General features: G+C 46.0%; 14 protein-coding genes. 4 read left to right on the top strand and 10 right to left on the bottom strand.

Annotated features, from left to right (window positions below):
* Positions 1-336 precede the first annotated feature (336 nt).
* A complete protein-coding gene (locus OCU74_RS06400) occupies positions 337-2430 on the top strand; it encodes an EAL domain-containing protein (RefSeq protein ID WP_159457364.1) in 2094 nt (697 codons plus the stop codon).
* Positions 2431-2511: 81 nt separating this feature from the next.
* Here OCU74_RS06400 and serS read toward each other — a convergent pair whose 3' ends face one another.
* The 4 genes from serS to OCU74_RS06380 all read right to left on the bottom strand — a co-directional run bounded on the left by serS (position 2512) and on the right by OCU74_RS06380 (position 6753).
* On the bottom strand, positions 2512-3819 hold the full coding sequence (serS, locus tag OCU74_RS06395) for a serine--tRNA ligase (protein WP_087478942.1): 1308 nt from the start codon (positions 3817-3819) through the stop codon (positions 2512-2514).
* 148 nt (positions 3820-3967) lie between these two features.
* Entirely contained in the window at positions 3968-5317 is a 1350-nt protein-coding gene (locus OCU74_RS06390) for a replication-associated recombination protein A (RefSeq protein ID WP_087478941.1), read from the bottom strand.
* Positions 5318-5339: 22 nt separating this feature from the next.
* Positions 5340-5951: an outer membrane lipoprotein chaperone LolA gene (lolA, locus tag OCU74_RS06385; protein WP_087478940.1), complete on the bottom strand. Its 612-nt coding sequence runs from the start codon at positions 5949-5951 to the stop codon at positions 5340-5342.
* A gap of 181 nt (positions 5952-6132) precedes the next feature.
* Positions 6133-6753, bottom strand: coding sequence for a YecA family protein (locus OCU74_RS06380; RefSeq protein WP_087478939.1), 621 nt, complete (start codon positions 6751-6753; stop codon positions 6133-6135).
* Positions 6754-6905: 152 nt separating this feature from the next.
* Here OCU74_RS06380 and dusC point away from each other — a divergent pair, with 152 nt between their 5' ends.
* Positions 6906-7865: a tRNA dihydrouridine(16) synthase DusC gene (dusC, locus tag OCU74_RS06375; RefSeq protein WP_087478938.1), complete on the top strand. Its 960-nt coding sequence runs from the start codon at positions 6906-6908 to the stop codon at positions 7863-7865.
* A gap of 33 nt (positions 7866-7898) precedes the next feature.
* On the opposite strand, the gene OCU74_RS06370 is transcribed toward dusC, so the two are convergent.
* From OCU74_RS06370 to yfbV, 6 genes are all read right to left on the bottom strand, one after another.
* Positions 7899-9362, bottom strand: coding sequence for a sensor domain-containing diguanylate cyclase (locus tag OCU74_RS06370; RefSeq protein ID WP_087478937.1), 1464 nt, complete (start codon positions 9360-9362; stop codon positions 7899-7901).
* A gap of 207 nt (positions 9363-9569) precedes the next feature.
* Positions 9570-10088: a putative periplasmic lipoprotein gene (locus OCU74_RS06365; RefSeq protein ID WP_087478936.1), complete on the bottom strand. Its 519-nt coding sequence runs from the start codon at positions 10086-10088 to the stop codon at positions 9570-9572.
* A gap of 216 nt (positions 10089-10304) precedes the next feature.
* A complete protein-coding gene (locus OCU74_RS06360; protein ID WP_087478935.1) occupies positions 10305-11099 on the bottom strand; it encodes an ABC transporter ATP-binding protein in 795 nt (264 codons plus the stop codon).
* Positions 11096-11992 carry an ABC transporter permease gene (locus tag OCU74_RS06355; protein ID WP_087478934.1) on the bottom strand — a complete coding sequence of 299 codons (897 nt, stop codon included), beginning with the start codon at positions 11990-11992 and terminating at the stop codon, positions 11096-11098. The genes OCU74_RS06360 and OCU74_RS06355 overlap by 4 nt, the downstream gene beginning before the upstream one ends.
* Positions 11993-12053: 61 nt before the next feature.
* The gene (locus tag OCU74_RS06350; protein ID WP_087478933.1) at positions 12054-13019 is read right to left on the bottom strand and encodes an ABC transporter substrate-binding protein; all 966 of its coding nucleotides are present in this window, start codon (positions 13017-13019) and stop codon (positions 12054-12056) included.
* 317 nt (positions 13020-13336) lie between these two features.
* Positions 13337-13789: a terminus macrodomain insulation protein YfbV gene (gene yfbV / locus OCU74_RS06345; protein WP_087478932.1), complete on the bottom strand. Its 453-nt coding sequence runs from the start codon at positions 13787-13789 to the stop codon at positions 13337-13339.
* Between the two features lie 340 nt (positions 13790-14129).
* Here yfbV and OCU74_RS06340 point away from each other — a divergent pair, with 340 nt between their 5' ends.
* Complete coding sequence (locus tag OCU74_RS06340) at positions 14130-15326, top strand: acetate kinase (protein WP_087478931.1); 1197 nt, start codon at positions 14130-14132, stop codon at positions 15324-15326.
* Between the two features lie 133 nt (positions 15327-15459).
* The gene (gene pta / locus OCU74_RS06335; RefSeq protein WP_087478930.1) at positions 15460-17604 is read left to right on the top strand and encodes a phosphate acetyltransferase; all 2145 of its coding nucleotides are present in this window, start codon (positions 15460-15462) and stop codon (positions 17602-17604) included.
* Positions 17605-17667: the final 63 nt, after the last annotated feature.

Genomic DNA, 17667 nt, shown 5'->3' with positions numbered 1-17667 from the left:
CGCCTCACTCCTCCCGGAGTAAGGCGCCCTTGCCTGCGACGTTGTTAGCAATGTTATCTGTGCTATTTCGTTATATTTTGTTTGTTCGTTAAGAAAAGCAAAAGATATACCAACTTTCATATGACGTAAAAACAATAGATTAGCTTTAGTAGCCCGTCATCAGATGCACCAAAAAGAAGCATATCAGCACTTCATACGGGCAATCAACGAGCTGATAAGGCACACGTTAAAATATGAACACACTTGCTTAACAAAATCACCGAGATTCATTGGAAATAATTTATCAGAAATGATACAACCTGCGCTCACTACTTTATTTTAATCATGTGTCGCTCAATGATATCAGAGCTAAATCGCTATCAGGCATTTCGAATCTATCAGGTTATCTTTGTAGCTATCGTGATTCTCACATCGGCTGCATTACTCTTTTCGTACTCGTCACTGAACGAATATACCGTGGATATTCTCAACAAGGATCGGGCGACACTTTATACTACCGATACATCCGGACACCACGTTCAGGCCCGGCGCGACAATCACCGGGTGATACTCACATGCAATGTATCCAAAACCGATCAGCAGGTACTCTGTGGCTTCGGACTACTATTTCCGCTCCAACCGGAGCAAGATCAGGTGATGTCTTTTGAACATATCGACCATCTGAACATCAATGCTATCGCAACCTCGGATGCACCTGAATTTAACCAGCGGGTCCGGCTGGTTGTAAAAGGACTATTCCACCCCGATGCCTGGCCGACTTATCAGAATGCCGACATTAAATTTCACGCCGTCCGTTTTCGGGCAACCGGAGAAAAGAATGTTCCTCTGGAACGCTTTAAAGTCGAAACCTGGTGGGAAGATCTGTATAACATCTCCTATGAGGAAGCCAGTAAGGACTTTTCTAAAATTGTCAGCCTTGAACTCTATGTCAATGATATTCCTATCCTTCATCCCGGTAACTATCAGATCGTCGTCAGTCAGTTGGATGCAAAAGGCTATTATCTCAACAGTAAGGACTTAAACAGACTCCTTGCCTATATCTGGCAGATTACTATTGGTGTTTTCGTTGTTTTCTATTTGTGGGTGAAAAACAATTTACTCAAAAAAGTCAGGCGGCAGGCCCACTATGAAACAGGCTCCGACGTACTGAATTACAATGGTTTTTTACAGGAGCAGGTTAAGTTCTACGGCAAACCCGCAACACTCTATCTCATTAAAATTCTGAACTGGCAGAACCTGACAAAACACTTTGGTCCGGATGTCGCCTACAGGCTGGTGAAAGAAACGAATGAAGATGTTCTCAAATACCTAGACCATTCCCAGTGTATTTATGCCCGTCTGAATAACGAAGAAATGGCGCTTCTGACCAGCAACAGATTTGATGAGATAACGGAACAGCATTTGGCTGCTCACTTTCTTGCCGGAAAGGACATCCACGGGATCGGCCACCTACGGCTGGAAATCAAAATCGGTATTACCGAAGAAGCTCATTCTAATATTGACCCTTCAGGATCCATAAACCGTGCCCGACATGCGATTGAATCAATCCGGGGAAGTCACCAGACGCTGCAGCTATTTAACCGGGAAATTCACGCAGCAGCCGAACAATCAACAGCGATCGAAAGTTATATCCGGGATTCTCTGACCGATCAGCTGTTCTATCTCGTCTTTATGCCGATTTTCGATATCCGGAAAAACCGGATTACAGGTGCTGAAGCATTAATCCGTTCCCGACACACTCACCTGAAAGAGATTTCTCCGGAGATCTATATTCCGATAGCTGAAAAAACTGGATTAATCCGGGAAATTGATTTCTTTGTGATTGAGCAATGTCTGATATTACTGAATCAAACCCGGTTGCCGGATGATTTTGTCCTTTCCATTAATATTTCAGCCAAAGAACTACTGGATTCATCGTTTACCGAACTTTTCCAGTCCCGCCTCACGGCCAGTGGAATTGCAGCCAACCGTATCTGTCTGGAGATTACCGAAACCTTTTTCGTCGATATCAATCAACAATGTGCAGAAACGATCAACAAACTCCGGCAAATGGGCTGCAAGGTCTCTCTGGATGATTTCGGCACCGGTTATACCTCATTCAATCAGCTGGTTAAAATCATGGTGGATGAAATTAAAATCGATCGCAGTTTTGTCAGCAGGATTTACGAAAGTGGGAATCTTACCATCATTGAATCGATGATAACTATTGCACATGCTTATGGTTATCAGGTTGTAGCAGAAGGAGTGGAGCATCAGGAGCAACTTGAAATACTCCACCAGAAAGGATGCCGCTTTTATCAGGGATATCTGATCTCTAAACCGGTGTCCCTTGAAGAGATTTATTATCTCGATCAGAGACTCTGTACTGAAGTCATCAGCTTTGCTCAGGAAGAGGAACAGCGACAACCATATGCCGAAGCGATAGACTGAGTCATAAAAAAACCGGGAATAAACATCCCGGTTTCCTACTTACTACTTACTACTTACTACTTACTGTGAGCACAGAGATTTTCATCCGATGTGAGTCAACCCACCCATGTATTTTTGCAGCGCCTGAGGAATGGCAATCCGTCCGTCAGCTTCCTGATTATTTTCCAGAATCGCTACCATTGTCCGGCCAACCGCCAGACCAGAACCATTCAGGGTATGGACCAGCTCAGGTTTTTTCTCACCTTTACGACGGAAACGGGCCTGCATCCGGCGCGCCTGAAAGTCCCACATATTTGAACAGGATGAAATCTCACGGTAGGTTTCCTGTGCCGGAACCCAGACTTCCAGATCGTAAGTTTTACGAGCACCAAAACCCATATCTCCGGCACACAGAATCACTTTACGGTAAGGTAGTTCGAGTAACTGAAGTACTTTCTCTGCATGCGCGGTCAGTTCTTCCAGTGCATTCATTGAGTCCTCAGGGCGGGTAATCTGTACCAGTTCTACTTTATCAAACTGGTGCATCCGGATTAATCCACGCGTATCACGGCCATAAGAACCAGCTTCAGAACGGAAACATGGCGTATGTGCCGTCATCTTCAGCGGTAAATCAGACTCATCAGTTATGGTATCGCGCACCAAGTTTGTCAGCGGCACCTCAGCCGTCGGAATCAGAGACAGGCGACGAGGTTCTTCATCATTCACTTTTTCTGCCAACGGCTCGGTATGAAACAGATCTTTACCAAACTTAGGCAATTGCCCTGTTCCGTATAGCGTATCGGCATTCACCAGATACGGTACATACATTTCCATGTAACCATGCTGCTCGGTATGCAGATCCAGCATAAACTGAGCTATCGCCCGGTGCAGACGGGCAAACTGACCTTTCATCACGATAAAACGGGCACCGGTAATTTTGGTTGCACTGGCAAAATCCAGTCCGTCACCCATTTCACCTAAATCGACATGATCTTTTACGGCAAAGTCATAGCTTTTCGGCGTACCCCAGCGGGAAACCTCAACATTGCTATCTTCATCCAGACCATCAGGAACAGCATCATCCGGGATATTCGGGACAGACAGTGCAATATCTTCCAGTTGCTTCTGGATCTGTTCCAGTTCCACTTTACGTGCGTCCAGATCACTGCCCAGAGAACCGATCTGCTGTTTTACCGCTTCAGCACCTTCTTTATCGCCTGCTGACATCAGCTGACCAATCTGTTTCGAAATGGAGTTGCGAGTGGATTGTAAATTTTCAACTTCGACCTGAATCGATTTGCGTTTCTCTTCAAGTTGACGAATGGTCTCAACGTCGAGGTTAAATCCGCGACGCGCCAGTTTTACCGCTGTTTCATCCAGCTCTGTGCGAAGTAATTTAGAATCCAGCATTGCTAATCCTATGCTAATTATGTTGTAAATAGCGCCCTGCTCTGCATCATTCTGATAACAACAGAGCAAAACGTCCTGAAATTTGGCATGCCCGGCATATCGACTGATAGCCTAAGCAACTTGGGTATAAGAGATTAACGAAAAGCAGCTATTTTTCATAGCGCTTTCGCGTGCTTTTTGCGTCTAATTCAGCCAGATAATTGAGTTTCTCTTTGATTTTACCTTCTAATCCCCTTTCCGAAGGATGGTAATAGCGGGTTCCGGCCATCTCCGGCGGAAAATACTGCTCTCCGGCAGCATAAGCACCCGGTTCATCGTGGGCATAGCGGTATTCTTCCCCGTAACCCATCTCTTTCATCAATTTGGTCGGCGCATTACGCAAATGAAACGGCACTTCAAACTCAGGTTCATCCCGGGCATCGGTCAGTGCTTGCTTCCAGGCGGTATACACTGCATTACTTTTCGGAGCACAGGCCAGATAGACAACCGCTTGTGCAATCGCTCTTTCACCTTCAGCCGGACCAATACGGGTAAAACAGTCCCATGCAGACAAAGCCACCTGCATTGCTCTCGGGTCGGCATTGCCGATATCTTCAGAAGCAATCGCCAGCAAACGGCGGGCAATATATAGCGGGTCACACCCAGCCGATATCATCCGGGCAGACCAGTAAAGTGCCCCATCGGGGTTCGATCCCCGAATTGATTTATGAACGGCTGAAATCAGATCGTACCAAATGTCACCTTTATTATCGAAACGGGCGACCTTCTCTCCGGCAACCTCTGCCAGCAGAGATAAATTAATGATCTTTTTACCCGCAGAATCTTCTCCGGCCATGTCATACAGCAGTTCCAGATAGTTCAGTGCCATACGGGCATCTCCCTGAACCAGCTCAGCCAGACGATCCAAAACCTGTTCCTGAAAGTCCGCCTCAATCCCGCCAAGCCCCCGGGACTCATCAGTCACTGCCTGTTGCAATGCGCCGGCAATGTCCTGAGCCGTCAGTGAAGTCAGCTTATAGACACGCGCACGGGAAAGCAGTGCGTTATTCAGTTCAAACGAAGGATTCTCGGTTGTCGCTCCGATAAAGGTAACGGTTCCGTCTTCAATATGCGGCAGAAAAGCATCCTGCTGGGATTTATTAAAGCGATGAACCTCATCAACAAATAAAATGGTACGAAAGCCAGCCAGTTTATTTTCCCGGGCTCGTTCAATAGCCGCCCGGATATCTTTCACCCCGGAAGTCACCGCAGAAACCCGTTCAACCCGGGCATTGGCATAGTTTGCAGCCAGCTCTGCCAGTGTGGTTTTGCCGGTTCCCGGAGGACCCCAGAGAATCATCGAATGAAGATGACCGCTTTCCAGCGCTCTGCGTAGCGGCTTACCCGGACCAAGAATATGCTGCTGACCGATATACTGTTCGATCTGTTGCGGCCTCATTCTTGCAGCCAGAGGACGAAAATCTTCATCCCCTGAAAAATCCAAACTATAGTTATCCACAATGACTCTTTATCCGTTAGTTTTACTGGCGCTGATCATCAACTTCCACGCCAGCGGGAATTTTAAAGCTGAACAAACTGTTATCTGGCCGTTTCAGCTTAATTTGCTGAAAAGAGAATAAACTTTTCTGTCCATCCTGTTCAATTACATCAAAGCCTTTCACAACTCCTTTCGCGTCAATACGGATGTGAAATTCGCCTTGCCCGCTATCGGTTTCAACCGGTACCAGCGTAAATTCATCGCCTTGCTGAGAAACGCGATAATGTTCCCAATCCTGTTTCTGATTCCGGGTCAGTAAAACAAAAGGCGTCTGTTCGGTTGCCTGATCCTGGTTATAAATAGACACCTGTTCGACAAAAGGATTGTAATACCAGACCGTTGTACCATCCGATACCAGCAGATTTTCATCCGGAGTCAGGGTTTCCCAGCGGAACAGACTCGGGCGGGCAATATCAACTTTCCCTTCCCCCTGAGAAACCATCTCGCCATCAGGGCTGAGCACCTGCTGCTGGAAATGGGCACTGAATCCTTCGTTTAGCGCAAGTCTTGAACTTAATTCATCTTTCGGATCCGCCAGCACTGAAAAACTACAGACCATACAAACAGATACAAATAGGGTAAAAATCTTTTTCATGTGTTCTCCGCTTCTGAACAAACTTTTACTGATATTGATGGATAGACCCAAATGACGCCGATTAAAAACACTCTGAATTCTGCATTTGAGGTTACTTGGGTATATAGACCATTATTTTCGGCTTTTTGTCATGAATATGTTGAAAAAATACAGAATCACATCTGAAAACACATCAGATAAATTAACCGGAGATCAGGCAACACTGTTTAAATTTTTTACCACTGCCACACGGACAGAGATCATTTCGGCCCACAGTCTTATACGGATTCACCCGATGCGCCTGAGCCCCGCTCTGCTGTTCATCGGCAGCACAGGCAACTTCATGGATCATCATATCCAGATGGCCCGCCATATCCGCCAGATACGGGGGTTCTTCAACACCGGCGTCCTGCATTTGCTGACGAGTCGCTGATTCATCAATCGCCAGCATCAGCGTCGTCAGCAATGCCTGTAGCATCCGTTGCGTACCGTCAGACACAGAGGCTGTCTGCCAATGCTGTTCAGGAAGCGGCCATATCACCATAAATCCTTCAGCAAAATCAGCCAACTCATCCCGGTTCGCCACATCCAGAAAATCACCGACTGCATACTGGTTACCAAGCAATGCTGAATACTGTTGTTGATAATGAGCAGTTAACGCCTGTTCTGTTGCTTCTGTGATTTCTTCAGAAATCAGTGCCGACATCCATAATCTGGCTTCAAGGGGCTGACATGCCATATTGGCCGCAAGGATAGCACCTTCGACAAAAAGAGGAGATTCCTCCGTCGGCAACGCAGTTACATTCAGCAATTGATAAGTCATGGTACTTCTTTTCCGTTTTTCTGTTCTTCGTTTTTCAGCAATCGGGCATTATACCCGGAAGAAAAAACAATAACACACCCGGAGATATTCCGGCGTGACATTTGCGACAGAGCCAATTACAATCGCGCGTCCTGATTAAAGAGCGGAAGTTTATGCGTATAGTTTTGGGTCCGATGGAAGGTGTTCTCGATCACCTGATGCGGGAAATACTGACAGAAATGAATGATTACGACCTGTGTGTGACAGAATTTGTCCGGGTGGTACATCAGCTATTGCCTAAACACGTATATTATCGCCTCTGTCCCGAACTACGCCACGGTTCCAGAACCCGTTCAGGTGTTCCTGTCAATATTCAGCTTCTGGGGCAAGATCCGGACTGGATGGCTGAAAATGCAGCATTTGCCGCTGAACTTGGTGCCCATGGTATTGATCTGAACTTCGGCTGTCCGGCTAAAACCGTCAATAAAAGCAAAGGCGGCGCAGCGCTTTTAGAATTTCCGGAGCTGATTTATCAGGTTGTCAAAGCCTGTCGGGAAGCCGTTCCCGGACAAATCCCTGTCTCGGCGAAGATCCGGCTGGGACTGGAGAATCCACAAGACTGCTTTGAGATCGTTGATGCGATTGAACAGGCTGGCGCGAATGAACTGACGGTCCATGCCCGCACTAAAGCCGGAGGCTACAAAGCCAGTGAAATAAAGTGGGAATACATTCAGCAGATCCGGCAGAAAACAGCCTTGCCATTGATCGCCAATGGCGAAATCTGGAATGCGGTCGATGCACAACGGTGCACCGAGGTCACCGGTGTAGACAGTCTGATGGTTTGCCGTGGCGCCTTGAACACACCGAATCTGGGCAATATCATCAAACATAACCATGCGCCACTCTCCTGGCCTCAGATTGTTGAGCTGCTGCTGGTTTATTCCCGTTGTGAAGTCACTGGAGATAAGAGTAAGTACTATCCGAACCGGGTCAAACAGTGGTTTTCTTATCTGCGACAGGCTTATCCTCAGGCCAATGCCTTATTCCGGGAGATCCGGACGCAGACCACAGTAGAACCGATTGTTGAACAGATTACCCGTCATCAGTCCGAGCTACTGAGAGAATCAGCGTAAGCTAATCATCGGATCATGAAAGGCCCACACGTTCTAGAAAATCAGCTGATTTTTCCCACTTGCTTTCGCAGCATATAATTTCTTGTCTGCTGATTTCAGAATTGCATCGATATCATTAAGCTCGGAACTGGCAATAATCTCAACCCCGCCGGAGATCGTAAACCCCTTCTCCACAACCATATCGGACTCATTGCACAACTCTTCTTTAACCCGGAGCAGTGTTGCCTTAAGATGACTTTCATGTTCTGCAGTCAGATAAAGCACAAATTCTTCTCCACCGTAACGGGCAACGGTATCAGTAGAACGGATATGGCACCGGACCTGGTCACCGACATAGCGGATGACATCATCCCCGACATCGTGACCAAAACTATCATTAATCGCTTTAAAATCATCAATATCAAACATGGCAATCGCCACATAAGACTGATGTTGTTTACTTTCAAGAAAAGCTTCAAATCCACGCCGATTACGCAAACCTGTCAATGGATCCCGGACCGCCAGACCTTCATAATAGGATTTCGCACTGCGGGTATTCATAAACAGGAATAACATGACAGCCAGCACATACATCGCCGCGACAATGAACAGCATATTCTTCTTCATATGAACAAACTGGTACAGTTCGTTTTTCCAGCTCATTCTGTAATAAATTGAATGGTGGAATAAGATTCCGGGCTCACTGAGGTGAAAAGCACGGTAGGCATCCGGTGGCAACTGAGCCACGCGGGTATCGATCATATTCAGCTTCCCGGCAAAACGCCGGTTAGACCCGAGTAGTTTTTTGAGCAGAATATCCAGTGAAATCATACCTTCAAACTGATGATTGGCATAAACAGGCAACATCAGAGACAGAAGTGGTTCACTATACTGGATTTCCCGGAAGACAATCGGTCCCCGGACTTTAATCGGTCGTTCTTCACTCAGATTCTGATAAACTTCCCAATCCGGAGACTTAATCAATTGGAGCACTTCCGGCGTCATCTTGACGGTCAGAGTCTCGGGAGAGGAAATAACATAACCCGACGGGTCGATGTAATGAACGCCAATCAGATAATCATCCAAGTCATGCAGAAATGAGATAACCGGAGCCAACGCAATTCGGAACCCGACATCATGGTATAATGCACTGCTTCTGTCACACAGCGCCTCATCTCCGACAATAATATATTTCGGATTGACCGGTTGTGAATTAACATCATCACCATCCGCCGCTGTAGTATTCAGCTTCGGCCGCATCTGACAAACGCCATTCACAATCTGTCGGGTATGTGTCAGTCTCAGTGACTGACGGACTTTAATATAGTTGTTGAAACTGTAATCCAGAATGGTCAGCATTTTGGATGCCCGAAAGAATTCCCGTCCAATCCTTTCGTATTCATCATCCAATTCCCGATCCAATTGACTGATGTGCCCTTCAAACAGCAGAGCCACTAGTGCCACAGCAAAAATGAGCGGAGCTAAAAGTATCCCCTTTACACCATACTGTTTCTTCATTTCCGGTTATACACTTCATCATTGGGTTCTTCTTTTAAGCGTAATACAAAGAAAAACAACTGAGATTCGAAAGCGCAAATTTATATCAAAATTTGATATAAAAAGATAATAAGAATTGATTTTTATTATATGAAACTAATGTAAATGCTTTGCGGTATGCATAAAAAAGTGCGTCATCTCAACGCACTTTTCTCTGGAGTTAACCCATTACATCTCGGTTAAAGTCAGGACATCATCGATATTCACATCCATGTCATCCGGATAAGTGACATATATTCCCAGCTTATAACGTCCAACCGCTGTCATATAACCTTCTGTGGTGTAACCATTATTCTTACACTGCCAAATATAATACTTATTGCCTGCGTGATAAAAAGTTGATTTTGCATATTTATCATTAATCAGATGAGACTTAGGTATCCAGTAAGAGCCGGCCGGTACTGTTGTTTTATCGAAAATAGCGACTTTAATACCCCGATCATTGGCAAACACCATTACTTTAGTTATGACGTTTCCTTTAGTCGTTGTCGTGTTACTAAATTCCTTAAATTCACTGCTCTCTTCCTGATTCGTTAACACAAATCCATCAGCTAAGACAATTTGAGTATTGTATGGTGCTGCTGAAACCACATTATCCTGCACTGTAATGTAGCGGTTTTGTGAAGAAGTCGAAGCACAACCGACAAGAGCAAAGACAGCCAGAACTAAACACAGAATTTTTCTCATATTAATTAACATTTCTAATGATAAGTTGACGCATCATACATGAAATAAATCGATATATTCAATAAAGCGTGGCAGCTCCTTTGTTATCAAAGCTAAATACTGTGAGAATTCTCAATATAATAAACTCATCTTAATCATCTGATTTCATCTCTGACAACGAAAAAGACGCGCGATAGCTGCGCGTCATTTGAGTTCAGAATTTCGAGAAGAACTCAATCAACTCAGGAGTAAACTATCATCAGCTAACTCTTCGCCTCTGACTTTTGAGAACATCTCCAGCAAATCCGGGACATCCATATTCCGACGTTGCTCGCCGGAAACATCGAGTACAATTTTTCCCTGATGCAACATTACCGTTCTGTCGCCACAGGCCAGAGCATCTTTCATCGAATGAGTCACCATCATCACCGTCAGGTTAAACTCTTTCACTATCTTGTTGGTCAGCTCAATGATGAATGCTGCCATCCGGGGATCAAGTGCTGCCGTATGTTCATCCAGCAGCAACAGTTTACTCTCTGCCAGTGTCGCCATAACCAGACTCACCGCCTGACGCTGCCCACCGGACAGAAGGCCGATACTATCGCCGAGACGATCTTCCAGCCCCAGTCCCAGAATACTGATACGCTCACGGAATAACTGACGCCGTTTGGAAGACAGAGCATGTTTCCAGCTCCGGCGGCTTCCCCGTTTATAGGCTAAAGCCATATTCTCTTCGATCGTCAGCGAACCACAGGTACCAGCCAGTGGATCCTGAAAAACACGCGCACAGAAATTAGCACGCTGATCCACACTACGCCGGGTAACATCAGTATCATCAATCAACACTTTACCGCCGGCCATCGGGGTTTCTCCCGTCACGGCCCCCAACAAAGTTGATTTCCCAGCGCCGTTTGAACCGATTACCGTCAGAAACTGATGTTCAGGAACGGTCAGAGAAACACCTCTCAATGCCCGGTTTTCAAGAATAGTTCCGGGATTAAAAGTAACCTGTATATCTTCCAGCCGAATCATGCGGCACCTCCGGCACGATTAGATTTCATCTTTTTCTTCATTCGCGGCATGATCAGAGCAATGGCAACCAACACGGCCGTAACAAGGTTCAGATCCGAGGCCTGTAACCCAAACATCCCTGAACTGAGTGCAAATGCAACCGCCAGACGATACAGTACCGAACCGAGAATCACTGCCACAACGGCAACCCATATTCTTCTTCCCGGAATCAATGTCTGACCCAGAATCACCGCCGCCAGTCCGACAACGATGGTTCCGACTCCGGAGGTCACATCAGCAAAACTGTTAGTCTGTGCAAACAGAGCCCCGGCAAAACCGACAAAACCATTCGAAAGCGCCAGCCCGAAATAGGTATAAAATGCAGTGCTGGCTCCCTGAGCTGCGACCATGCGTGCGTTGACGCCCGTCGCCCGAAGCCCCAAACCGAAATCACTGTTCAGCAGACGAACAATAAACAATGCGGAAAGTAAAACCAACACACCGACAACCAACGGGCGGACATACATCGGATCGCCCATCGCTTCAAATGGTGTCAGAATCGTATCTTCACCAATCAAAGCCAGATTCGGACGTCCCATAATACGAATATTGATCGAAAAAGCGGCGATCATCGTCAGAATCGACGCCAGCAAATTTAAAATACCGCAACGAACGGTCAGAAAAGCGGTTACCCATCCGGTCACGGCTCCGGCAATAATTGCCAATCCTGTCGCGACCCAGGGGTTGATACCTGCAACAATTGCAGTTGCAGCAACCGCTGCCCCCATAGGAAAACTACCATCCACACTTAAATCCGGAAAATCGAGTACCCGGAATGTCAGATAAACACCCAGAGCAACCAATCCGTAAATCAGCCCTATTTCCAGAGCACCAAAAAAGGCAAAAGCAGACATTACACACTCCCTTTCTGCTTATTTGTTTCGGGCTGGTAACCCAGCCCGTTTATTGTTCTGATTATTTTATACTTGTTGCACGGTCCAGAACGGACTGAGGAATTGTAAAACCCAGTTTATCGGCGACAGTTTTATTCACCACCAGATCTGAGCCTTTCGCAACAGTGACATCGATTGAACCCGGCTCTTTCCCATTCAGGATATCAGCGACATAATCAGCTGTCTGAACACCAATCTGGTAGTAGTCAAAACCAAGGCTGGCAATTGCTCCCCGCTCAACATAAGAGGTTGCGGCACCAAAAACCGGAGTTTTAGCCTGATTAGCAGCCACAATCATTCCTTCAATCGCACTGGCAACCGTATTATCGATTAAGGCGTAAATAATGTCGGATCTGGCGGCAATACTTTGGGTTGCAGACTGAACATCAGCACTTTTCAGTGCGGTTGCTTCAACAAGTTTCAGGCCATTTTCTTTGACACTCTGCTTGAGCAGTTCTATCAGACTGACAGCATTTGCTTCACCCGGGTTATACACAACACCAATGGTTTTAACTTCAGGCATCAGTTCTTTAATCAGCTCAACATGCTGCTTTACCGGAGACAGATCTGACAGACCTGTAACATTTTTCCCCGGTTGCTTCATTGTCTTGACCAGTTTAGCCCCGACAGGATCGGTTACCGCAGTAAAAACGATAGGAATAGAACGGGTTGCGGAAACTAAAGCCTGAGCTGTCGGTGTGGCAATGCCAACCAGAACGTCGGGACGCTCTCCGACAAACTGTCTGGCGATCTGCACTGCTATTGCAGGATTACCTTGTGCTGTCTTATATTCAAATTCTAAATTTTTCCCTTCAACGTATCCTTTCGCTTTCAATCCATCCAGAAGACCCTGACGTGTTGCATCCAAAGCCGGGTGTTCCACAATTTGTGACACCGCGACTTTTGCAGTCTTCGCCATAATACTGGTTGAGGAAATGAGCGCTGCTCCGGCAAGGACTGCTGTAGCTACAAGTTTTCCTGCTTTCATCGTGACTCCTTAAATCTAAGGCATTAAGTGTTTAATGTTGTGTTTAATGTTGTGTTTAATGTTGTGTTTAATGTTGTGTTTAATGTTGTGTTTAATGTATTTAACTTGTTATTACTGCGTTACTGGCCGCAATGGACAACATTATTACCAGCAAGTTACAGTAAAGGGAAGCATGATTTACGCCTTCTTCAGGTCAGAAGAATAAATAGTGATAGATATATACATAAATCACAAACAGGCAGGGTGCAAATATAAAATAAGTATCATAACCTTCACTGTAAAAAGCTATGAAATAGTAGAATGGATATGGCAAAAAATTAAAACCAGCGATCCAACGCTGATTTATCCAACTGGCGAAATGCTTTGTTGAGTACCAGTGCCAGCTCTTTATATCTGGGCTTCGCCTTAATCGGCTCTAACGCAAAACCCGTTTCGATAATCTTCTGGTGTAGTTCACGATACCAGCCTGCCAGAGATGGCGGTAAAAGTGTATTAGCCCGGTTTCCCAACCACCATATTCCCTGTAAAGGAAGACTGATTGCAAACAGAGCAATAACAATCGCCTGAGGCATTGCTCCGCTGTTATGGAAAGTCATCTGAGTCAGCACACTAATCGCCGCAACGGCCGGCATCACTTTCACAGCAAAGCGAGTCGCTTTAATGATCCGCTGTTCGGGGAATATCGGGGCCAATTCTTTACGCATCGGCCAGATATCCATGTACTTTTGTCCATCTCTCAGACTATGGATCAATCCTGCGTTATGGCTCATAGGCATTTCTCACTCACTGGCAGATAAACTATAAGAATAATTGAAAAATTCAACTAATCCCGTAAAATTTTGTCCGAAATTAATATTTGTTCAAATTTTTTTGTTATAATGGCAGAACATCGCTATCCTTTGCGCGCCTTTTTATCATTGTTGCCTTGATTTCTTATTTAAGCAACTTTGAAACTTACTTAGGCGATAATAAAGCGTGTAACCTTTAAGTCAATCACGATAGGTAGACGTAAGTTGATGTTTGTTTGACCAGGATTAGTTTATGACCCTCTTTGTCATATTATTCTTGGAAACCGATTTTTATCTAAACCGATTATACAGGTAGTTACTCATGTCAAAGCTAGTTTTAGTTTTAAACTGCGGTAGTTCTTCTCTTAAGTTCGCGATCGTAGATGCAGAAAATGGTAATGAGCATCTCACAGGTCTTGCTGAATGTCTCCACCTCCCGGAAGCTCGTATCAAATGGAAATTGGATGGTAAGCACGAAGCACAACTAGGAAATGGCGCTGCCCATGAAGAAGCTTTAGCTTTTATCGTTGAAACCATCCTCGCGTCTAAACCTGAACTGGCAGACAATCTGGCAGCTATCGGTCATCGTGTTGTTCATGGTGGCGAACAGTTTACCCAATCAGCTCTGATTGATGATTCCGTTCTGAAGGGAATTGAAGAATCAGCAACGTTTGCACCCCTGCACAACCCAGCACACATCATCGGTATTAAAGCCGCACAGCATGCATTCCCAAGCCTGAAAAATGTTGCTGTTTTTGATACAGCATTCCATCAGACCATGCCGGAAGAAGCATTTCTGTATGCCCTGCCATATAAGCTCTATAAAGAGCATGGTATTCGTCGCTACGGCATGCATGGTACTTCTCACCTGTTTATTGCCCGTGAAGCAGCAGAGCGTCTGGGTAAACCAGCCGATCAACTGAACATCATCAACTGCCATCTGGGTAACGGTGCTTCAGTCTGTGCAATCAAAAACGGTCAGTCTGTCGACACATCAATGGGACTGACACCACTTGAAGGTCTGGTCATGGGAACCCGTTGTGGGGACATCGACCCGGCAATCATTTTCCATTTACATGACGCACTTGGTTACTCTGTTGAGCAAATCAACACGATGCTGACTAAAGAATCAGGACTGCTTGGCCTGACCGAAGTCACTTCTGACTGCCGCTATGTTGAAGACAACTACGGAACAAAAGAAGATGCAACCCGTGCGATGGACGTATTCTGCCATCGTCTGGCTAAATATGTTGCAGGTTATACTGCCAGTCTGGATGGTCGTCTTGATGCGATCGTATTCACCGGTGGTATCGGTGAAAACTCAGCACCAATTCGTGAAATGGTGTTAAACCGTTTAAGTATTTTCGGTATTCATGTTGATAATGAAGCCAACCTGAAAGCCCGTTTCGGTGGTGAAGGTTCAATCACAACCGAAGACAGCCGTATTCCGGCCATGGTCATCTCTACCAACGAAGAGCTGGTCATCGCCGAAGACACTGCGAGACTCGCAGGTCTGTAATGACACACTGGCTAACTCATTGAGTTAGCCAGTTTTGTTCTGGGGCTTAACAATTGATATCGGTTAAGCTTTGTTCCTTTCTGCAATCAAGTTTTCAGTTGTATTGCAATCGATAGCTAAAGGTACTCTACTCATGTCTCGTACTATTATGCTGATCCCTGTCAGTGCCGGTGTTGGTTTAACCAGCGTCAGTCTTGGGGTAATCCGCGCAATGGAGCGCAAAGGTGTTAAGGTCTCTTTTTTCAAACCAATCGCCCAACCTCGTCACGGCGGAGACCAGCCTGATCTGACTTCAGCAATTTTAAGTTCAAGCAGTGATATTAAAATCGCTGAATCTATGCAGATGTCAAAGGTTGAAACGCTGATTGGTAGCGAACAGATGGACGTTCTCCTCGAAACAATCGTGGAGAGATATAATCAGGTGAATAAAGACTCCGAAGTCACTCTGATTGAAGGTCTTGTTCCAACACGTAAGCATCCGTTTGCCAACCAGGTTAACGCAGAAGTTGCCAAAACTCTGGGTGCTGAAATCGTCTTTGTTGCTACACCAGGAACTGACAACCCAACCCAGTTGAAAGAACGGATTGAAGTTGCCTGTTCAAACTTTGGTGGAACCAAAAACAACAATATTTCCGGTGTGATCATCAACAAACTCAATGCACCTGTTGATGAAGATGGCCGGACTCGTCCGGATCTGTCTGAGATCTTCGATGATAGCGATAAGGCGAAACAGACCAATCTTGAAGTCATGCAAATCTTCAACTCCAGCCCAATCAGAGTGCTGGGTTGTATTCCATGGCGGATTGATTTGATTGCCACTCGTGCGATCGATATGGCGAAACACCTGAATGCAGAAATCATTAATGAAGGTGAAATCAAGACTCGCCGGATCAGAAGTATTACTTTCTGTGCCCGTTCACTACCCAATATGATTGAGCATTTCAAACCGGGATCTCTGCTGGTGACTTCTGCTGATCGTCCGGATGTCATGGTTGCTGCGGCATTGGCAGCAATGAATGGTGTCGATATCGGTGCAGTTCTGCTCACCGGTGGTTACGATATGCCAGACACAATCATGAACCTGTGTCGGCCAGCATTTGAATCCGGTCTGCCTATCTTCAAAGCACAGGGAAATACCTGGCAGACTTCGCTGAACCTGCAAAGTTTCAGTCTGGAAGTTCCGGCAGATGATAAAGAGCGGATCGAGTTTGTGAATGAGCATGTTGCCAGCCATATTGACGGCCCATGGATCGATTCTCTGACCGAAGGGACACAAGGTGTTCGTCGTCTGAGTCCACCAGCCTTCCGTTATCAGTTGACTGAATTCGCCCGCCGGGCTCATAAGCGCATCGTTCTTCCTGAAGGTGATGAACCACGGACAGTGAAAGCAGCATCGATCTGTGCGGAACGTGGCATTGCCGAGTGTGTTCTGCTTGGTCATCCTGATGACATCAAACGCGTTGCCAAACAGCAGGGTGTCGAGTTGGGAAGCGGTATCACAATTATCAACCCAAGCGAAGCCCGTGAACAATATGTCGAACGTCTGGTCGAACTGCGTAAAAATAAAGGCATGACCGAAGTTGTTGCCCGGGAACAGCTCCAGGATACTGTGGTTCTGGGTACGATGATGCTGGAAAAAGGCGAAGTTGACGGACTGGTTTCCGGTGCGGTTCACACCACGGCGAATACCATTCGTCCACCACTTCAGTTAATCAAGACTGCGCCAAATGCGTCTCTGGTTTCTTCCATTTTCTTCATGCTGCTTCCTGATCAGGTTCTGGTTTATGGTGACTGTGCTATCAACCCGGATCCAGACTCAGAGCAACTTGCTGAAATTGCGATTCAGTCGGCTGATTCTGCAACTGCATTTGGAATCGAACCACGTGTTGCCATGATCTCATACTCAACCGGAACTTCTGGTCAGGGTGCTGATGTAGATAAAGTCCGTGAAGCAACCCGTATCGCCAAAGAAAAACGTCCTGATTTGATCATCGACGGTCCACTTCAGTACGACGCAGCAATCATGGAGAACGTTGCAGCATCCAAAGCACCGAATTCTCCGGTAGCAGGAAAAGCAACCGTCTTTGTCTTCCCGGATCTGAATACAGGGAATACAACCTATAAAGCAGTACAACGTTCGGCTGATTTGGTTTCTATCGGCCCGATGCTGCAAGGTATGCGCAAACCTGTGAATGATTTGTCCCGTGGTGCATTGGTAGATGACATTGTCTACACCATCGCCCTGACAGCAATCCAGGCAGGACAGGAACAGCAATAATTTTCCTGACCATAGAATAGACAAAAGCCCTTACCTGAACTGGAAGGGCTTTTTTATAACTTT

The sequence above is a fragment of the Vibrio mangrovi genome (assembly GCF_024346955.1).
Lineage (GTDB): Bacteria > Pseudomonadota > Gammaproteobacteria > Enterobacterales > Vibrionaceae > Vibrio > Vibrio mangrovi.
The sequence above is the reverse complement of the archived record's forward strand: the minus strand, read 5'-3'. Positions and strand labels throughout refer to the sequence as shown.